Source organism: Buttiauxella sp. JUb87, assembly GCF_004361975.1.
Taxonomy (GTDB): domain Bacteria; phylum Pseudomonadota; class Gammaproteobacteria; order Enterobacterales; family Enterobacteriaceae; genus Buttiauxella; species Buttiauxella ferragutiae.
Genome location: NZ_SNVY01000001.1, coordinates 252,847 through 273,060 on the forward strand (window position 1 = coordinate 252,847; position 20,214 = coordinate 273,060).

Annotated in this window: 13 protein-coding genes; 4 read left to right on the plus strand and 9 right to left on the minus strand. The window is 51.0% G+C overall.

Translation table 11 applies throughout. The features are described from left to right. Positions 1-7: 7 nt before the first annotated feature. The 4 genes from metK to pepT form a co-directional block, all read right to left on the minus strand. Entirely contained in the window at positions 8-1,156 is a 1,149-nt protein-coding gene (gene metK, locus EC843_RS01120; RefSeq protein ID WP_133521431.1) for a methionine adenosyltransferase, read from the minus strand. Between the two features lie 143 nt (positions 1,157-1,299). After that, positions 1,300-2,352, minus strand: a complete 1,053-nt coding sequence (locus EC843_RS01125) for a response regulator (RefSeq protein WP_133521432.1) — start codon at positions 2,350-2,352, stop codon at positions 1,300-1,302. Between the two features lie 18 nt (positions 2,353-2,370). Further along, complete coding sequence (locus EC843_RS01130; RefSeq protein ID WP_133521433.1) at positions 2,371-3,600, minus strand: PocR ligand-binding domain-containing protein; 1,230 nt, start codon at positions 3,598-3,600, stop codon at positions 2,371-2,373. A gap of 136 nt (positions 3,601-3,736) precedes the next feature. Continuing rightward, positions 3,737-4,966, minus strand: a complete 1,230-nt coding sequence (gene pepT, locus EC843_RS01135) for a peptidase T (protein ID WP_133521434.1) — start codon at positions 4,964-4,966, stop codon at positions 3,737-3,739. A gap of 134 nt (positions 4,967-5,100) precedes the next feature. On the opposite strand from pepT, the gene EC843_RS01140 reads away from it, so the two are divergent. Then, positions 5,101-6,714 carry an ABC transporter substrate-binding protein gene (locus tag EC843_RS01140; protein ID WP_133521435.1) on the plus strand — a complete coding sequence of 538 codons (1,614 nt, stop codon included), beginning with the start codon at positions 5,101-5,103 and terminating at the stop codon, positions 6,712-6,714. A 152-nt stretch (positions 6,715-6,866) separates the two neighbouring features. On the opposite strand, the gene EC843_RS01145 is transcribed toward EC843_RS01140, so the two are convergent. Next, positions 6,867-9,257: a glucose/quinate/shikimate family membrane-bound PQQ-dependent dehydrogenase gene (locus EC843_RS01145; RefSeq protein ID WP_133521436.1), complete on the minus strand. Its 2,391-nt coding sequence runs from the start codon at positions 9,255-9,257 to the stop codon at positions 6,867-6,869. A gap of 214 nt (positions 9,258-9,471) precedes the next feature. Continuing rightward, positions 9,472-11,769: an FdhF/YdeP family oxidoreductase gene (locus EC843_RS01150; protein WP_133521437.1), complete on the minus strand. Its 2,298-nt coding sequence runs from the start codon at positions 11,767-11,769 to the stop codon at positions 9,472-9,474. A 246-nt stretch (positions 11,770-12,015) separates the two neighbouring features. On the opposite strand from EC843_RS01150, the gene EC843_RS01155 reads away from it, so the two are divergent. Beyond that, on the plus strand, positions 12,016-13,710 hold the full coding sequence (locus EC843_RS01155; RefSeq protein WP_133521438.1) for a methyl-accepting chemotaxis protein: 1,695 nt from the start codon (positions 12,016-12,018) through the stop codon (positions 13,708-13,710). Positions 13,711-13,782: 72 nt separating this feature from the next. Here the strand turns inward: EC843_RS01155 and EC843_RS01160 are convergent, their stop codons facing one another. From EC843_RS01160 to EC843_RS01170, 3 genes are all read right to left on the minus strand, one after another. After that, positions 13,783-15,507, minus strand: coding sequence for an ABC-F family ATP-binding cassette domain-containing protein (locus EC843_RS01160; protein ID WP_121813435.1), 1,725 nt, complete (start codon positions 15,505-15,507; stop codon positions 13,783-13,785). Positions 15,508-15,796: 289 nt separating this feature from the next. Next, a complete protein-coding gene (locus EC843_RS01165) occupies positions 15,797-17,263 on the minus strand; it encodes an aldehyde dehydrogenase (protein ID WP_133521439.1) in 1,467 nt (488 codons plus the stop codon). Positions 17,264-17,346: 83 nt separating this feature from the next. After that, a complete protein-coding gene (locus EC843_RS01170; RefSeq protein WP_133521440.1) occupies positions 17,347-18,249 on the minus strand; it encodes a LysR family transcriptional regulator in 903 nt (300 codons plus the stop codon). 97 nt (positions 18,250-18,346) lie between these two features. Between EC843_RS01170 and EC843_RS01175 the strand changes: the two genes are divergently transcribed. Both EC843_RS01175 and EC843_RS01180 read left to right on the plus strand, forming a co-directional pair. After that, complete coding sequence (locus EC843_RS01175; protein ID WP_133521441.1) at positions 18,347-19,312, plus strand: NmrA/HSCARG family protein; 966 nt, start codon at positions 18,347-18,349, stop codon at positions 19,310-19,312. Positions 19,313-19,388: 76 nt separating this feature from the next. Beyond that, on the plus strand, positions 19,389-20,186 hold the full coding sequence (locus EC843_RS01180) for an MBL fold metallo-hydrolase (RefSeq protein WP_133521442.1): 798 nt from the start codon (positions 19,389-19,391) through the stop codon (positions 20,184-20,186). Positions 20,187-20,214: the final 28 nt, after the last annotated feature.

Here is a 20,214-nt window from a genome sequence, read left to right on the forward strand (position 1 = left end):
TTTGGGGTTAGCGCGCATCAGCGCGCAGAGCCGCTGCTTTATCCGTTTTTTCCCATGGGAAAATATCCCGACCAAAATGGCCGTAGCAGGCGGTTTGACGATAACGTGGCACCAGCAAATCCAGCGATTTTATGATGCCGTAAACGCTGAGATCAAAATGACGAGCGACCCGCTCCTGAAGGGTACTGGCGGCAAGTTTCCCGCTGCCAAAGGTATTGATACGAATCGACACGGGGCGAGGCAGACCGATAGCCCACGCCAGCTGGACTTCACAACGTGCCGCAAGACCTGCCGCGACAATATTCTTCGCCACATAACGCGCCGCATAGGCAGCTGAACGGTCAACTTTTGAGGGATCTTTTCCTGAAAAAGCGCCACCGCCGTGGCAAGCGGCTCCGCCGTAGGTATCGACAATAATTTTTCTCCCCGTCAGGCCGCAATCACCCACCGGGCCACCAATCACAAAGCGCCCGGCGGGGTTAATCAGAAAACGGGTTTGCGGGGTAAGCCACTGAGCAGGAATCACCGGTTTTACAATCTCTTCAATAACCGCTTCGCGCAGTTGCTCCAGTGAAATATCCGGGTGGTGCTGCGTGGAAACCACAATTGTATCCGCAGCCTGGATCTGGCCGTTGTGATAACGCAGCGTTACCTGGCTTTTAGCGTCCGGTAGCAGGAAGGGCAGTCGTCTGGACTTGCGCAACATCGCTTGTCGCGCCATTAAACGATGAGCGTAAACCAGCGTTGCGGGCATCGCTTCGGGGGTTTCGTTACAGGCAAAACCAAAGGTGATCCCTTGATCGCCTGCGCCGAGTAATTCGCGAGTGGAGCCCGCAATACCGCTGGCAATATCAGAAGATTGTTTACCGAGAATATTCAGCACGCCGCAGGTATTACCGTCAAAACCGAGATCGGAATGGTCATAACCAATGGCTTTAATCGTGTTGCGCACGATGGTTTCAACATCCACCACCGCAGAGGATGCGATTTCCCCGGCCAAGATGGCGATACCGGTTTTCACCATGCACTCGCAGGCGACTTTTGACCACGGATCCTGGAGCAGATACGCGTCCAGAATGGCATCGGCAATCTGGTCGGCCATTTTGTCCGGGTGCCCTTCGGCCACGGATTCGGAGGTAAATAGATAATCGTCCAAAGGGGATCCACTCTGAAAAACAGGATTTCTCCATCTTAGAGGGCAAGGCTGGCTACAGAGGTAAACTATCTTGTTGGCATGGTGGACTTTTTTGCTTTACCCACAACGCCTTGCGCAATATTGCCAAGGCGAGTGGGGGGCGATTAATGCAGTTCGGGAGAGACAATTTTGCGGTAGTCAGATGGAGCCATACTGGTCTCTTTTTTAAAGATGCGGCAGAAATAATTCGCATCCTGGTAAGATAATTCAAGGGCAATGGTATTGACCTTAAGGTTACTGAATTGCAACAGAGATTTCGCAATGCTTATTTTTCGGCTGGCAATATAATTTGAAAAACCGGTGCCAATATTTTTCTTAAATGCACGGCTTAAATAGCAGGTGCTCACGAAAGACTTCGCGGCGATATCGTCAAGCGTGAGATTGTTTAACACATTCTTTTCGATGTGGAATTTTGCCCGCTCGATGAAGTCCATATTGCCGTTGAAATGCTTCAGAGCATGGTCAAACACTTCTTCACTGATGGTCAGTAGGCCGATCATTATCCGGTAATAGGCCGTGCTGGTTAAACCGTGCTGGGTTATATCCTGAATGAGTGCGGCGATTTTTTTCCCGGTAGGCACCATTTTGTCGCCCTGCGTCGTAATATATTGATGCAGTATTTCCAGCACATCCGTCACGGTTTTACGTTGATCGGCCGTCAGCGATTTGCGGGTGCAGGCATCATCGAGTTTTTTAAAGATAAAACTGTGCCATTGGGCGTAATCGCAACTTTCGATCAGGCAAATAATGGTCTGTTTTAGCTCTTTGAGCGCGGCAATATCGGCTTCATTAACATCCAGCGTCTTTTTAATGGTTTCGGTCAGAATGCTTTGTTTCACCGGTTTAAGCAGGTAGTCGTCAACTTTCAGGTTCAACATGCTGCGGACCAGATCAAAATCGTCATTGGCTGTCGTGACGATCACTTTGGTGTCATTGTTTTTGCTTTTTAAATACTCAATAACCTGATTGCCGTTAGGCAACGGGATATTAATATCGACAAACATCATATCGATCTGTTCCAGCGTATCAATGAGATGAATGGCTCTTTTCCCAGTGGCGGCTTCATGGATCACCGCATTATCCACGCAACGTGAAATAATGCGCCGTAATGACTCAGTTTCAATCGGCTCATCTTCCACAATAACAATGTTGTACATGTTAACTCTCCGTCGTTATCAGGCTTGCAGCATAGGGAAACGCAGTTTGATAGTGGTGCCCATTGCGGGTTGATGAGCACTGATAATTTCCAGCCCATAACTTTCACCAAATAACAAGCGCAGGCGGTCTTGAATGTTATTAATACCGATACTGCCTTTCAGGCGATTTTGATCGCCTGATAAAATATTGGCAATGTTCTCTTGTGAAATGCCATCGCCATTATCGGTGACTTCAAGAATAACATCACGTCCATCGTCGACTGCACGTATCAGGAGGAAACTGCTGGTATCCCGTGGCTCTACTACATAATTGAAAAAGTTTTCAACCAGCGGTTGTAGTATTAAGAACGGGCAGACAATATCAAGATATTTATCGGGGACGTCACACTGGTAATCAAAACGGTCGCTCATTCTGACTTTTTGGATCGACATATAACTCTTAACATAGTTTATTTCATGATTCATGGTAATTAACCCATGGTTACTTTTGCGTAATAAATAACGCATCATGTCAGAGAAGTCATGAACCATTGTTTCGGTACGCGTGGCATCTTCCAGGTAAGCCAGTCGTCCGATAGTATTTAAAACATTAAACAAAAAATGGGGGTTAATTTGATAAGACAAGGCTTTAAATTCAGCCTCATGTAATGAACGTTCAATCTCAACACGTTTTCTGAGTTCATCAGTAAGTTCCAGATCTTTTTTATGCAACTCACGTTGAATATTATTAGCATGCGCTTGTTCGACTAAATAAGAAGAAACATGCAGCAGTGTGGAGGCGGTGGACTCAAAACGTTCATAAGGCATTCTTTGGGTGTTGTCATGTAAATTAATTAACCACGGGTTTTTCTGCCAGACCTCATTATTATCCAGAATATATGGAATGGTTTGCTCCATTTCCTCTTCAACTTTTACCTGGCCAGAAATAAAGGCCCCCAGATAATGGTCATTAATCATGATTGGCACGGCAAACTCGACAAACCCGCAGTAACAGCGATACACCACAGGTTTAAGGGTTTCCATTGCTGCCCGGCCACCGGCGTTGTCGCTTTCATGGCAATGTTGGGCAAGTGCTGAGTTAAGGCGGGAACGCGCACAAAAATTGGAAAACCCACTCGGAGTCGTCACCGGAATGCCATCGTTATCAACCACCACGAGGGCAATCATCATCGACTTGCTAAAATTATCCTGTAACGTCTGAAGCCGTTTGACATCAAGAAATTCGTGTAATTTATATTTATTATTCATTCCAATTTCCGACCAATTTAATTATTGACAGACATTGAAAATATATCCTAAAGGCTCCAGTAAAAAATTGAATCGGGTCACATGCAGCGTCAGAAGGGAAGACGGGTTCACGCTAACACCAGAACCCGGAATAGATCTATTCTGCGGCCAGCAGGCAAAGTTTTAATGCCACGTTATACGAAGCTTCAAATGCCCGTAGTGGTAAAAACTCAAATTTAGAGTGGAAGTTATGTGCACCAGTAAAGAAATTAGGTGTTAATAACCCTTTGGCGGAAAGTGCCGCGCCGTCAGTGCCGCCGCGCATCGGAATAACTTTCGGCTCGATATTCAACTCTTTCATAGCATCAAAAATAAGATCAATGGCCCGGCGATCTTCTTTAATCGCGTTGCTGATATTACTGTAAGTATCACTAATGGAAACGTCGACTTTAGCTGTTGGGTGCTGTGCAGCAATTATCGCGGCGACATCACGAATCTGTTGTTTACGTGCTTCAAACGATTGGCCATCAAAATCACGAATATTCGCCTTCAATATCGCGTCATTTTGGGTGGTGTTCAAGCCGTTAAACCAGATATAACCTTCGCGTCCTTCGGTATTCTCCGGTGTTTGATTACGGTCGAAATGGCTAATAAAATCGTGCGCCATTAATAATGGGTTCACTAATACGCCTTTGGCTGACATCGGGTGGGCGGTTACGCCAGTAAAACGAATCTCAGCATGGGCGGCGTTAAAGTTTTCATACACCACTTCGCCTAATTCACAGCAGTCGATAGTCCAGGCAAAATCGACATCAAAGCGCGCAAGATCCAGCGCTTTTGCGCCGCATAAACCAATTTCTTCATCGGGTACAAAGGCGACAACAATATCGCCATGCGACATGTCAGGTGTCAGGTTTTCCAGCAGCGTCATCACCACCGTAACGGCAGCTTTATTGTCGGCGCCCAGCACGCTGGTGCCATCGCTAAAAATAATTTCTTCACCTGGATAGGCGAGGATTTCCGGGTGTTCAGATGTGCGCAGCCAGACATCTTGTTGTGGGTTAAGGCACAGATCTTCACCGTTAAAACGCAACACCTGCGGGTGAATATCCGGTGACAGACCGACATCGACGGTATCAATGTGGGTGATAAACCCCACGCGTGGCGCTCCTTCAACGTTGCCTTTTTTGACTGCCGTGACGGTGGCATGTTCGTCAATCACTACATCATCAAGACCGAACTCACGCAGTTCGCGGGCGAGTAACTGCGCCATTTCATGCTGGCCGGGTGTGCTTGGCAAAGTGGTTGCACCGGCCTGGCTTTGGCTGGTGATCGCGAGGTAGCGGAAGAAGCGTTGCGTTAATTGGTTTGCGAGCGGCGATGACATTGTTAATCCTTCTTTTGGAATCTGCTGGATATATTCAATTGTTTGCAATCTACTTTTAATGTTATTTATTAAGCTGCTTTGCACAAGCGTTAATTCTTTCTGGGTCAGGAAAATATAAAATTATAAGGGCAGGCATGAAAACTTCCATCACAACACTCTCAACAACAACCACAAAACTTGCATTGATAATAGCCGCGTTGACAGTCAGTTCCACTGTTTCGGCAAAAACATTAGTGTATTGTTCCGAAGGCTCACCGGAAAACTTTAACCCGCAGTTATATACTTCCGGGACCAGCGTTGATGCCAGCGCGGTACCGGTTTATAACCGTCTGGTGGATTTTAAAGTAGGTACCACTGAATTGCAGCCAAGCCTGGCTGAAAGCTGGGATGTCAGCGAAGACGGCAGGGTCTATACCTTCCATTTGCGCAAAGGGGTGAAATTCCAGAGCAACAAATACTTTAAACCAAGCCGTGATTTTAACGCTGACGATGTCATTTTTTCGTTTATGCGTCAGAAGGACCCAAAACATCCTTACCATAATGTTTCCAATGGAAACTATTCTAATTTCGAAAGTTTAGAATTCGGAAAATTAATCACCGCTATTGATAAAGTCGATGATAATACCGTGCGCTTTACCCTGACTCATCCTGAAGCGCCATTTATTGCCGATCTCGGCTGGTATTTTGCCTCTATTCTTTCCGCTGAATACGCCGACAACATGTTAAAATCGGGCACGCCAGAACGCGTGGATATGGACCCAATCGGCACAGGACCATTCCGTCTTGCACAATATCAAAAGGATTCGCGCATTCTGTTTACCGCATTTCCTGAATACTGGCAGGGCAAAGCCAATATCGACAAACTGGTGTTCTCGATAACTCCGGATGCCTCGGTGCGTGTGGCAAAACTTGAGAAGAACGAATGCCAGGTGATGCCATTCCCTAATCCGGCAGATCTCCCGCGCCTGAAAGAAAACGCCGATATTAACCTGATGCAAAAAGCGGGGCTGAATACCGGTTTCCTGTCCTTTAACACTCAAAAAGCGCCAACGGATAATGTGAAAGTTCGCCAGGCGTTAGCCATGGCCATCAATAAACCGGCGATTATTGACGCGGTATTCCGTGGCACCGGAACGGCGGCTAAAAATCTGTTACCGCCGGGTATCTGGAGCGCTGATGATACGCTCAAAGATTACGAGTATGACCCGGAAAAAGCCAAAGCTTTACTGAAAGAAGCAGGTTTCACCAACGGTATGACCATCGATCTGTGGGCGATGCCGGTGCAGCGGCCGTACAACCCAAATGCCAAACGTATGGCCGAAATGATTCAGGCCGACTGGGCGAAAATTGGCGTGACGGCGAAAGTGGTGACTTACGAGTGGGGCGAGTATTTAAAACGCGTGAAAGACGGTGAGCATCAGGCGGCGCTGATGGGCTGGACCACGGCAACCGGCGACCCGGATAACTTCTTCGGCCCGTTGTTTACCTGCCGTTCGGCAGATGGCGGTTCTAACTCGGCGAAATGGTGTTATCAGCCGTTTGATAAGCTGATTCTTGAAGCTCGGGCTTCAGGCGACCACGAAAAACGCGTCGAGTTGTATAAAGAAGCGCAGCAGATGATGCATGACCAAATGCCTGCGGTGATGATTGCGCACTCGACGATTTTCGAGCCGGTTCGCAAAGAAGTGACGGGCTATGAAGTTGATCCGTTTGGTAAACACATTTTCTACCAGGTGGATGTGAAGTAATTGGTTGTCGGATGACGCAAGCTTATCCGACCTGCGAAAAGCGAACAGTTGTTGTAGGGGGGATAAGCGTTAGCGTCATCCACCATTTACGTCAATGCAGGCAACAAATGATGAAAAGCAAAACGGGTGCCAAATGCACCCGTTTTTTTGGCTTATTTCGCGTCTGGCAACGCGTAAGCAATAATGTAATCACCACGGTCTGGAGACTGACGTGCTCCGCCTGCGTTAATCACAATATATTGCTTGCCGGTCTTCGGTGACACATAGGTCATCGGGCCAGACTGGCTGCCCACTGGCAGACGTGATTTCCAGATTTCCTTGCCGTTTGCGGTATCAAAGGCGCGCAGATAGAAATCTTGCGTCCCCGCGAAGAACAGCAGGCCAGACTGAGTTGAAAGCGATGCGCCCAGCGTTGGCATGCCGATGGGGATCGGCAGGTGCATACGAATGCCCAGCGGGCCGGTGTCCTGCACGGTACCCACCGGAACCTGCCAGACCACTTTCCCGGATTTCAGATCGATGGCTGACATCGTCCCAAATGGCGGTTTCTGGCATGGAATACCCAGCGGCGAGAGGAAACGCTCGCGCATTGCGCCGAACGGCGTGCCGTCCATTGGTACAATACCCATCTCGATACCGCTGGCGTTTTTCGCCACATTGGCACGCGGCACCATATAGTTTGCCAGTCCCAGACGCATATCGTTGACGAACATCAGGCTGTTGTTCGGGTCAACAGAAACGCTTCCCCAGTTCATGCCACCCAGTGAACCTGGGAATTGCAGCGAACGATCCAGACCCGGCGGGGTGTAAACACCTTCGTGGCGCATCTCTTTAAATTCGATACGGCAAATCAACAGGTCGATTGGCGTAGCGCCCCACATGTCCGACTCGTTCAGGGTTTGGTTGCCAATCATTGGCATCCCGACAGAGTACGGCTGGGTTTTTGAGTAGCGTTCACCTTCAACATTACCTTGTGGAACGGGACGTTCTTCCACTTTCGCCACCGGTTCACCTGTGGCGCGGTTAAGCATGAAAATCATGCCCTGTTTGGAGGTCTGCACAATCACCGGCGTGGTACTACCTTTGCCGTCTGGCAAGTCATACAGCAGCGGTTGCGATGGCAGGTCGAAATCCCACAGGTCGTGGTGAGTGGTCTGATAATGCCAGCGCACCTGGCCCGTTGCGACGTCGACCGCCACAATAGAGGAGCTGTATTTGTCGTCTTGCGCAGTACGTGTGCCGCCGAAGAAATCCGGTGTTGCGTTACCGGTTGGCAGGTAAACCAGGCCGAGTTTTTCATCAAAAGACATGGCAGACCAGACGTTTGGCGTACCGCGTGTATAGGTCTGGCCTTCAGGCGGGACACCGGTAATCGCCGGATTCCCCGGGTCCCATGCCCATGCCAGTTTACCGCTGTGCACGTCATAAGCGCGCACCACACCAGGAGGTTCGCCAGTGGAGAAGTTATCTGCCACTCGGCCACCGACGATCACCACATTCCCTGCTACCAACGGTGTAGAGGTTTGCTGGTAATAGCCCGCTTTGACTTCACCCATGCCGGTTTTCAGGTCAACGGTGCCGTGGTCACCAAAGTCTTCGCACAGTTTGCCGTTGTCGGCATTAATCGCAATCAGGCGTGCATCGGTGGTTGGCAAGAACAGGCGACGAGGGCAGGCCGCAGGTTGCGCAGGTTCTGCAACAGGGGTTGAGGCTTGTTGAGTGGTTTCCTCGAAATAGCCTAATCCACGGCAGCGTTGCCAGTTTGGCGCGGTTGCTTTGCTATCAAAGCGCCATTTTTCTTTACCGGAATCGACATCCAGCGCCAGCACTTTGCTGTACGGGGTGCAGACAAACAGCGTGTCGCCAACCTGCAATGGCGTGTTCTGATCTTCCGCGCCGGAACCGTTACTTTGTGGGATGTCGCCAGTGTGGGCAATCCACGCCACTTTCAGGTCGTTGACGTTGCCTTTGTTAATTTGATCAAGGGCAGCAAAACGGTCGCCGTGAGTGGTATTACCCCAATGCTTCCAGTCTTTTTGCGCATCCGCCGCAGTAACCGGTTTGACCGGCACGTCTTCATTGGCGGCAACTTGTACCTGTGGCACAAACATCCAGCCAGCACTCACCAGCATACACACGGCTAGTAGGGCGGCGATGCCATAAGCAGGTGCTTTTTTTACCGGAGCACGACTGTGTGCAGCACGTAAAATCGGCCACGCGATGGCGGCGAGGAATGCCAGCACCGCGAAGGTAAACAGGCGCGAGAATAACGGCCAAAAATCCATTCCCGCATCGCTAATTGCCCAAAAGATAGAGCAGATGAATGCCAGACCATAAAGCAGCAGACCAGCAGTTTTCTTTTTCAAAATCAAAACAGCGGAGATAAGCATCACGATGCCCATCAGCAGGAAATAAAAAGTCCCGCCGAGTGCGACGAGATAAGCACCGCCGATACCAATAGCGAGGCCAATCAAAGCCATCAGCCCGCCGAGAACCCACAGCAGCCCTAATGCCAGGCCGCGCGGGGGAGTGTAACTTGCCATAACGTTCTCCTGTCGAAGTGTGTTCCATTCACTTCTTTATGATAAAAACCACATAACGAACCAAATGGTTAATTGTGCGGATATCATAATCTCACGTTATGATATTGCAAAGTTGTTAATGAGAAATCGCGCATTTATTGCGAATAGGTAATGAAGTGCGTTGAGGTGTCGGGTAACAGGGTGCTACCCGACAAGTGCTTACAGGAAGGGAGACTTAGGCGATACGCTGGCTTTCAACGGAAACGGTACGGCTGATTTTTACCGGTACAGATTTTGAAGTTGGCGTCCCAGTGCCGTCACCGACGCTGGTCAGTGGAACCAATGGGTTCGTTTCCGGGTAATAAGCCGCCAGATTGCCACGCGGAATATTGTACGGCACGATTTTGAAGCCGCTGACTTTGCGCGTAATTCCATCGTTCCAGATAGTCTCAATATCCACTAAATCGCCGTCATGCAATTCCAGTTCGGCAAGATCTTCAGGATTAATAAATAAAACTTCGCGTTGGCCGTAAACGCCACGGTAGCGGTCGTCCAGCCCATAAATGGTGGTGTTGTACTGGTCATGCGAGCGCAAAGTCTGTAGCACAAACGGTGCGGTTAATTCGCCGAACAGGGACTCCGGCAGCGCGGCAGCACTAAATTCCGCTTTGCGCGATGGCGTATTGAAACGCAACTGTGCCGCCGCATTGCCAAGATAGAAACCACCAGGGTTTTCGCACTGTTGGTTGAAGTCTTTAAAACCGGGAAGGGTGGCGGCGATGTGGTCGCGAATCAGATTGTAATCGTCTGACATGGCCAGCCAGTCCAGTTTTTCACATCCCAGCACGGCTGCGGCAATTCCGGCGACAATCGCCGTTTCTGAACGCTGAGTGTTGGCAATCGGTTTACCGATCCCTTCGGAGGCATGCACCATGCTGAACGAGTCTTCGACGGTGATAAACTGCCGTCCGCTGGCCTGCATATCCTCTTCGGTGCGCCCAAGCGTTGGCAGGATTAATGCCGCTTTACCTGGCACCAAATGGCTACGGTTGAGTTTGGTACTGATATGCACCGTCAGGCCGCAGCGCTGTAACGCTTCTTCAGTGCGCGGGCTGTCTGGTGCCGCAGCCGCGAGATTCCCGCCCAGCGCAATCAGCACTTTAACTTCATCGCGCAGCATAGCGGCAAGCGCTTCTACGGTATTGTGGCCGCGAACGCGTGGCGGTTCAAAATCAAAATGCGCCGCCAGGCTGTCGAGTAACGCCGCCGAGGGTTTTTCATCGATGCCCATCGTGCGGTTACCTTGCACATTACTGTGGCCGCGCACCGGGCAAAGTCCGGCACCAGGTTTACCTAAGTGACCACCCAACAATTGCAGGTTAACGATTTCACGAACGGTATTCAGTGAATGTTTGTGCTGCGTAATCCCCATCGCCCAGGTGCAAATCACACGCTCAGCCTGCTGCCAGACGGCGGCGGCATCGCGAATTTGTTGTTCGCTCAAACCGGACTGCTGGGTAATGTGCGCCCAACTGGTGTTGTCGATTTCGGCAAAACAGCCATCCACACCGTGAGTGTGTTCAGCAATAAATTCCTGATCAAAAATTCCCGCTTCGCCTTGTGCCAGTTGCCCACGATGCACTTCCAGCAACGCTTTCGCCATACCGCGAATCGCCGCCATATCACCGCCCAAATTTGGCTGGTAATAATACGTGCTGATATTACCTGCCAGCGGCGTTACCACTTCTAACGGTTTTTGCGGATCGGCAAAACGCTCAAGTCCGCGTTCGCGCAGGGTATTAAAGGTGACGATTTGCGCGCCGTTCTCTGCAGCGTGGCGCAAACTGTGCAGCATGCGTGGGTGGTTGGTGCCAGGGTTTTGGCCAAACACGAAAATCGCATTGGCTTTATCAAAATCATTAAGATGAATGGTGCCTTTGCCGACGCCGATACTGCGCTTCAGGCCGCTGCCGCTGGCCTCGTGGCACATATTGGAGCAATCCGGGAAATTGTTGGTTCCGACCATGCGGCCAAAAAGTTGATACAGATAAGAGGCTTCATTGCTGGCGCGCCCCGAGGTATACAGCTCCATCTGGTCAGGATTATCCAGCGCTTTGATATGCTGAGCGATCATCGCCAGCGCGTCGTCCCAACTGATGGCTTCGTAATGGTCGGTCTGCGGGTTGTAGCGTAGCGGTTCAGTTAGTCTGCCTTGATATTCAAGGAAATAATCGCTTTGTTGATACAGTTTGCTGACGCTATGTTGGGCGAAAAACTCATGGTCGATAAAACGACGAGTCGCTTCCCATGTCACGGCTTTTGCGCCGTTTTCGCAGAAGCTAAAGGTACTTTTATTGTCATCACCCCATGCGCATCCCGGGCAATCAAAGCCTTTGGCTTTGTTCATGCGCATTAAATTACGCAAATTTTTTAAGGCATGTTTGCTGTCGATAACAAAGCGAGTGGTGGCTTCAAGCGAGCCCCAACCACCGGCTGCCGCATGATAGGGTTTTATTGCAGATTTAAATTTCATAATGCTTATTCGTGTCCTGAGGGCGACCGCACGCGGTGACGCCATTTACTGTTACATTGAGTTTACTCCTGTTTAACTTCTATGTAAGGCACACTTATTGCTGAAAAATACTGTGATCTGGTTAGCTTTTCGTCATTAAAGTGTTAACCACAGCACAAAACAACAACGCGATATTCAACCTTTTGTCTCTGCTGGCCGATGAACTTCCTGGAACAACAACCATTAACCAGAAGAGACACCCAGGACATGGCAAAAACAAAAATCTCCCCGCAAGGGGCCGTTCGTTTCTGGCATCACATTCGTCTGGTGCCGTTATTTACTTCCATATTGGTTGGCATCTTAGTTCTGTTCGCGTTGTGCGTTGGGCTGGCGAGTTACTTTTTAGTGCAGAGTGACAAAGCACTGCAAGACGTGACTAACGAAATTCAGGTGCGCATCGGTCTGTCTGATAGCTCCACTGATTTACGCAGTGCACGTTTAAATTTCATTCACGCGGGAGCGGCAGGGCGCGTGGCTGACATGGACGATATGAAGTCTAATATTGCTGAGGCCGACAGGTTGATTAAACAGGCGCAGGCGAGTTTTGATATTTATATGGCGCGTGCTGACAAAGTTGAGGAAGGTGCTGCGCTGGATAGCCAACTGCGCGACCGCTTCAACGAGTACCTGAGCAAAGGCATGGCACCGATGATGAAATACGCCAAAAACGGCATGTTTGAAGCCATTATCAACCATGAAAATGACCAAGCCCGTCAGCTTGATGCCGACTACAACAAGGTCCTGATGCAAGCGGCGAAAATCCGTACCGAACGCGCGATGGCGCTTAAAGAACAAGCTCAGGCCCGTTCTCATTTTAGTGTGATGCTGATGGCAGGAGCATTTGCGCTGGCTATCTTCATGACCGTTTTCACTTTCGTGGTGCTGCGTCGTGTGGTTGTCCAACCGCTGCAACAGGCGGCAACGCGCATCGAACATATCTCTCAGGGGGATTTAACCCTGGCGTCGGCCGCCTATGGTCGCAGTGAAATCGGCAAGCTCAATCAGAACCTACAGGAAATGCAGGCCTCACTGGTGAAAACTGTCGGTGAGGTGCGTTCTGGAGCGGAGGCGATTTATCAAGGTACCAGTGAGATTTCTGCCGGAAACACTGATTTATCGGCCCGTACTGAACAGCAAGTGGCGGCTCTGGAAGAGACTGCGGCTAGCATGGAGCAGTTAACGGCGACCGTGAAACAGAACGCGGATAACGCCCATCACGCCACCAAACTGGCTGAAGAAGCGTCGCACAAAGCCAGCGATGGCGGGCGCATTGTCTCGGGTGTGGTCAGCACCATGAACAACATCTCTACCAGTTCGAAGAAAATTTCCGAGATAACGGCGGTGATCAACAGCATTGCATTCCAGACCAATATTTTGGCGCTCAATGCGGCGGTAGAGGCGGCGCGTGCCGGTGAACAAGGGCGCGGTTTTGCGGTGGTCGCAACCGAAGTACGCACGCTGGCCCAACGCAGTGCACAAGCAGCCAAAGAAATTGAAGGGTTGATCAGTGAATCAGTGTCGTTGATTGATAGCGGTTCAAATCAGGTCGCACATGCCGGAGAAACCATGACCGGAATTGTCAGCGCAGTGCGTCGTGTCACCGATATCATGCAGGAGATCGCCGCGGCGTCTGACGAACAAAGCCGTGGCATCCAGCAAGTGGGTCTGGCGATCAACGAAATGGATAACGTCACGCAACAAAATGCTTCGTTGGTTGAAGAAGCATCGGCAGCGGCGGTGTCGCTGGAAGAACAAGCGGCGCGGTTAACCGCGGCGGTGGGGATTTTCCGTTTAAGCCATCAGCCAAATGGGGTGACAGCGAAGGCAGAAAAACCAAAAAAAGCCGCGCCAATATCGCGCACCAGCGTGGTGACTGATGACGATAATTGGGCGACCTTTTAGTTTGTGAACCCGTGGATGACGCTAACTACCCATGCCGCTTGTAGGTCGGATAAGCTTCGCGTCATCCTGCACTTACTCCATATCCAGCCGCACGCTAAGTGCGGCTATCTCGTGGCGCCATTGCTGTTGCAACGCGGGTTTCTGGTGGCCGGGCTTGCGCGCTAAATCCTGTGCAAGCTTCTCCTCCAGTTCCACTAAACGCTCCAGCCAGCCGTCGGCCTCTGTATGGCTAATCACTGGCTGAACAGATTTGGATGGTGACAACGTCACGTCAAGGCTTTCACTGGTCAGTTGCGCATACAACCCCTCCAAAGAGTGCCACTCGCTCAGCTCGCCATTATCAATCAGCCAGAAGCGGTTACAGCTCTTAGCGATTAACGTGCGGTCATGCGTCACCAGTAACACGCCGCCTTCGTAACTTTGCAGTGTTTCTGCCAGCGCCTCTTTGCCTTCCATATCCAGGTGGTTGGTCGGTTCATCAAGCAACAGCAGCGAATAACGTGCCAGAGTCAGCCCGACAAATAACAGCCTGGAACGCTCGCCACCGCTTAACGTGCTGACCGTTTGCCCGTGGCGCAACCACGCAAAACCGGCACTGATCAACGCCATTTTGCGATCGCGCTCGGTTAACGGCGCAAACGGTTCGAGTGCTTCAAGCAACGTGTCGTCATCACGCAACTGGTGCAGCGTTTGGTCGTAATAGCCCATTTCAACGCGCGGGTGCAGACGAATCGCCTCGTCATTCAGCGGTTGCTGATATTGCTGCCACAGCAGGCGCAATAGCGACGATTTGCCACAACCATTACGGCCAATTATTGCCACCCGATCACCACTTTTCAGGCGCTGCATTTGCAGGGTGAACAGTGGCGGGCAATCGGCTGCCGGGCTGACGGACAGGTTTTCCATCTCCAGCAAACGGTCAGCGGGTAACGCTTCACCTTTGAGTATCAGTTGCCACAAATTCGCGGCACTCAGTTCGGTCTGGCTGTCTTTTAACTTGTCGACGCGCTTTTCCATTTGCTTTGCTTTGCGGGCGAGGTCTTCGTTATCGTAAACCTTTCCCCAAATAGCGAGGCGTTTGGCACTGGCGGCAATGCGGTCGATCTCCTTTTGCTCAGCCTGGTGACGGTGGGCATCGGTTTTATCGCGCTCATCCAGCGCCTGGCGCGCCGCCGAACAGGGCAACTGGAAGAAACTGAGCGTGTGGTCACGCAAGATCCACGTGCCGTTGGTGACGCTATCCAACAGATGTTGATCGTGGGAAACCAGCACAAAGCTGCCGTTCCAGCTGCGCAAGAACTGCTCCAGCCACAGCAAGGTCGGCAAATCAAGGTGGTTACTCGGTTCATCGAGCAGCAGCAGGTCGGGTTCGGTGATCAACGCCCGCGCCAGCAATAAACGCGTATGTTGCCCACCACTCAGTGTTCCGGCGGTGAGTTGCCACGCCGTTTCATCAAAGCCCATGCTGGCGAGAAGCGCTTGTACCCGCCAGCCATCGGTATGGCGTTGTGCATTACTTAAACGCGCCATTACTGCATCAAGCAACGTAAGAGGGTGCAATTCCGCCGGTAAATGTTGTTCGACTCGCGCCAGCAGGCAGTGATGCGCACGCGTCACGCAGCCAGAATTGGGCAAAATCGTGCCATCGAGTAATTTCAGAAGGGTACTTTTACCGCAGCCGTTATGGCCGATTAAGCCCAGGCGGTCGCCTTTTTTCAGCGTAAAAGTGATGTCAGCCAGCAGCGGGCCGAAAGCGGTATCAAGGCTAAGAGATTGTGCGGTTAATAATGTGCTCATTGTTGCTTACTCAAGAGTCAGGCGATAAAACGCCTCGTCAGAATGACGATAACCCGGTAAGCCCGAGGGAAGATTTAGTGTTGGGTTGCTTCGCTCAAGCCGGATTATCGCAGTGCGATATCGATAACGCTTGAGCTATGACGATCGCCAAAAGTCTGCGAAATAAACAACATTTCACAAAACAGCATGGGATCCTCCTTATATTCAGTTAGTTGATGAGTGGTGAAATCCTGGCAGAAATAATCAATAAATGCCAGCGGGCCAGGCGCTGGCATACACTATTTGTGACTCAAAACGGTAGTGAGCGTGGCTGCATTTGCATCGTTATCCAGCGTAACTCAGTAAACTCTCTGACGCCCGCAAGCCCACCAAAGCGCCCGTAGCCTGAATCTTTGACGCCACCAAAGGGCATCTGCGCTTCATCGTGTACCGTTGGGCTATTAATATGGCAAATGCCACTCTGAACGCGGCAGGCAATATTCCATGCCCGCGCGGTATCACGGCTGAACACGGCGGCTGAAAGCCCAAGCTCATTATCATTGGCGATAGCCACCGCTTCCTCTTCGCTTTCAGCGCGGATCACCCCTTTAACTGGCCCGAAGGATTCTTCGTGGTAAATACGCATCTCCGGGGTGACAAAATCCAGCACTGTGGCGGGCATCAATGTTGAGCTGGCTTTCCCGCCGACCACAATTTTGGCCCCTTTAGCCAGCGCGTCATCAATTAAATCATTGCAGCGCGAAACGGTCTGCACATCAACAACTGAACCCAAAACCGTCGGGCCAAGGCGAGGGTCGCTACACGGTAAACTGGCGGCTTTGGCCGCAAATTTCGCGACAAATTCATCGGCAACGCGCTCATCGACAATGATCCGCTCGGTCGACATACAAATTTGCCCGGAGTTGGCAAACGCGCCGAAAGCTGCACAGTTCACCGCAAGCTCGATATCGGCGTCGTGTAACACCAGTAACGGTGCTTTGCCGCCCAGTTCTAACACCACCGGTTTGAGATAGCGCGCGCAGGTTTGTGCAATGATCCGCCCGACATGCGTCGAACCGGTGAAATTCACTCTGCGCACCGCCGGATGGGCAATCATTGCCTCGACAATGCTGGCGGCATCCTGCGGCGCGTTAGTCACAAAGTTAACCACACCGGCAGGGAAACCCGCTTCACTGAGCGCTTCGATGATTAAACCGTGGGTAGCCGGGGAAATTTCAGAGCCTTTTAGCACCACGCAGTTGCCACATGCCAGCGGAGTCGCAATCGCACGGACACCAAGGATGACAGGCGCATTCCACGGCGCGATCCCCAGCACGACGCCTGCGGGTTGGCGGATGGCCATAGCTAAATTGCCTGGCACATCAGAGGGGATGACTTCGCCGTTAATTTGTGACGTGAGGGCGGCGGCTTCACGCAAAATCCCGGCACCTAAATGCACGTTAAATTCTGCCCATTGCGCTGTGGCACCGGTTTCTGCCGCCATGGCGGCGACAAACGCGGCTTGCTTTGCTTCCAGCGCATCAGCGGCTTTCAGAAGCAAAGCGCGGCGCTGATTCGGGCCAGTTTGTGACCAACTGACAAACGCCAGGCTTGCGGCTTCGACGGCGGCACGTGCATCGTGGGTTGTGGCGGCGGGTGCGATAGTGGCGACGTGTTCATCAAGCGGGTTACGGCGTTCAAACGTGGCCTGGTTTTGTGCTTCAACCGCTAATCCATTGATGAACATAGAAATAGACACAGGGGATGTTGGTTGCATAGGACACCTCTTTTGTTATTGAAATGTTAAGGTGTCATCGAGTGTAGACAGGTTCAGGCTGTTTTCCCAGTGGTTTACCCGGCTTATGAGTGGGAGATCAATTCAGCAATTAACTCACGAACCCAGCGATGCCCGGCATGCCCGTGGCTGCGTTCGTGCCACACCAAATTGACATCAAATTGTTCCGCAAGCCACGGAAGTTCAATCACTGAGAGTAGTTCTGATTTCACCTGCAATAAGCGTCGCGGAACCAGCGCGACAAGGTCGCTGACGGAAACAATCTGAGGCACGAACAAAAATGTGGCCGCCGACATCACGACATTACGTTTGTGGCCGAATGTCGCCAGTGCGTCATCGATGGGCGTGGTAAAGCTGCCACCGCTGGGCGAAACAATCACATGCTCCAGTTGCACAAACTCTTCGATAGAGAGATTTTCTTGAAGAGCAGGGTGATCGCGTCGGCCAATTAGCACATACGTTTCGTCAAACAAATGGCAGCTTCTTAAATGCGATTTCGCTGCATCATGCGAGGCAATAGCGATATCAAGTTCACCGCTCGCCAGCTGTTGTTCAAACTGGGCAGGATTGTAGTGACAGGCCGCGATGCGCACGCCAGGGGCTTGTTGCCGCAAAGCCAGCACCAGCGGCATCACAATCGCCGCCTGCGTGTAGTCGGTGCAGGCGATATTAACGGTCAGTTCTGCTCGTTGCGGGTAAAAATCTTTGTGGGATTGCAGCGTTTGCCGCAATTTTTCAAGAGACTCGCGTACCGGAATAATTAATTCCAGCGCTTTGGCTGTTGGCGTCATTCCGCGTCTTGCTGGGATCAGTAGTGGATCATCAAACATATCCCGCAGGCGGTTGAGTTGGGCGCTCACGGCGGGCTGGCTGAGATGAAGCCTTGCTGCTGCTTTCGTTACATTCTGTTCCGCAAGCAAGGCTTCGAGCGTCAGCAGCAGGTTTAAATCAAGACGTGTGGTATCCATTGGGTGGATTCCTTAATAAAAAACAATCGATTTCTTTTATCCCTGAAATCTCCTGATAATTCAAGCCACACACATATGAATCATCAGGAGAAAGACCATGTCATCGAATCAAAAACCCGTTATCACTGTAGTTGGCGCACTGAGCAAACAAGGGCGCAGCGTAGTACGCACACTACTGGAAAGTCAGCGTTACCAGGTGCGAGCATTAACCCGCCGCATGGATTCCCCGCAAGCACAGGAGTTGGCAAAACTCGGTGTGGAGTTTATCAATGTGCCGCTGGAACCAGGTCATAAACAGGATTTTATTCAGGCTTTTAAGGGCGCACACGGCGTATTTATGATGACACCGGGTATTACACCAGAAGCGGTTAACGCATCGACACATGAAACGGAATTAGGTAAAGAAATTGCCGATGCTGCCGTGGAAGCGGGCGTACAGCATCTTGTCTTCACCAGCCTGGAAAATGTCGACCGTATTACCGACGGGGCGAAATGGGTGCCACACTTTACCGACAAGGGGCGCATTGAGGACTATATCCGCACGCTGCCCATTTCCAGCTCTTTTATTATGATGGCGTTTTTCTATACCAATTTGCTTGAGTATTACCAGCCGCGCTTTGAGGGCGATACTTTAGTTTTCCCCATCTATTTACCCGAAGATTTTCACGCCCCGTTTGTGGACCCTTTAACTGCAACTGGCCCAGCGGTGCTGGAGATTTTTGATAATCAGAATAAATACACAGGCTGCGCTTTACCGGTTGTTGGCGAATTTCTTTCACCAACAGAGATTGTTGAAACCTTTAGCCGTGTGACCGGGATAAAAGTCGCTTATCGCCCGGCGATGACGCGTGACGAAATGCTGCAATATTTCCCATCATTTGCTGATATGGGCGGGTTAGTTGCTGAGCTGGTCGGGATGTCTGACTACGCCGTTGAATATGGTTACTACAGTAAAGAGCGTGATGTGCAATGGAGTCGCCAGGTTAATCCAAACGCATTAACCTGGGAGCAATTTTTGCAAACCACGGGTTGGCAGGGGCAAGGGCATTCTTTCGGGCTTTGAGTCGCCTGTCACTGCGCCATTCAGAATAATCCCGCAAACTAAGAGGAAATGGATTTCCTCTCAGGCAAGAGCAAACATGGCATTAACGATCAGGGTATTACTGGAAAACCGGCGTGCTGACGGCGCAGATGAATTGTTGCGGGCTAAGGCAGGATTGAGTTTGTTGGTGGCGGATGAAACCATCAGCGTTTTATTCGATATCGGCCCTGATAGTAGCTTCGTGCATAACGCAGAAATGTTGGGTGTCGATCTGACAAGCTTAACCGCGACGGTACTTTCCCATGGTCATTATGATCATTGTGGCGGTGTGCCCTGGCTACCCGATAACAGCCGCATAATTTGCCATCCACAGATAGTCAATGAGCGCTACGCGGTAGTGAAACTGGCGGGTGTTAGCCGAAAAATTAAGAAATTATCGCTGGATATTGATTACTCCCGCCACCGCATGGAGTACAGCCGCACGCCTGTACAGATTAGCGATCGTTTCTTATGGTCGGGAGAGATCCCTGTTGATGAACCCCGAGCATACGGGATGATTAGTGGTAACCCTGCGGCTGCGGATTACGTTATTGACGAGGGCGTTCTGATATATAAATCCGAGCATGGATTGGTGATTATCACCGGTTGCGGGCACCGGGGGATTATCAATATCGTGCGCCATTGCCAGCATATTACGGGCATCAGGAAGGTCTATGCGCTGATTGGCGGGTTCCATTTGCGCAGTGCACCACCGTGGGAATTGTTGCGGGTCAGACGTTTTCTCCATCAACAACAAATAAACAAAGTCCTGGGGTGCCATTGTACCGGTGCATGGGGGCGATGGTGGTTGCCGGAGGTTATTGCTCCGGCGACGGGAGATATTTTTACTTTGTAATTTCCGGGGGATTGTCGGATGTCGCTAA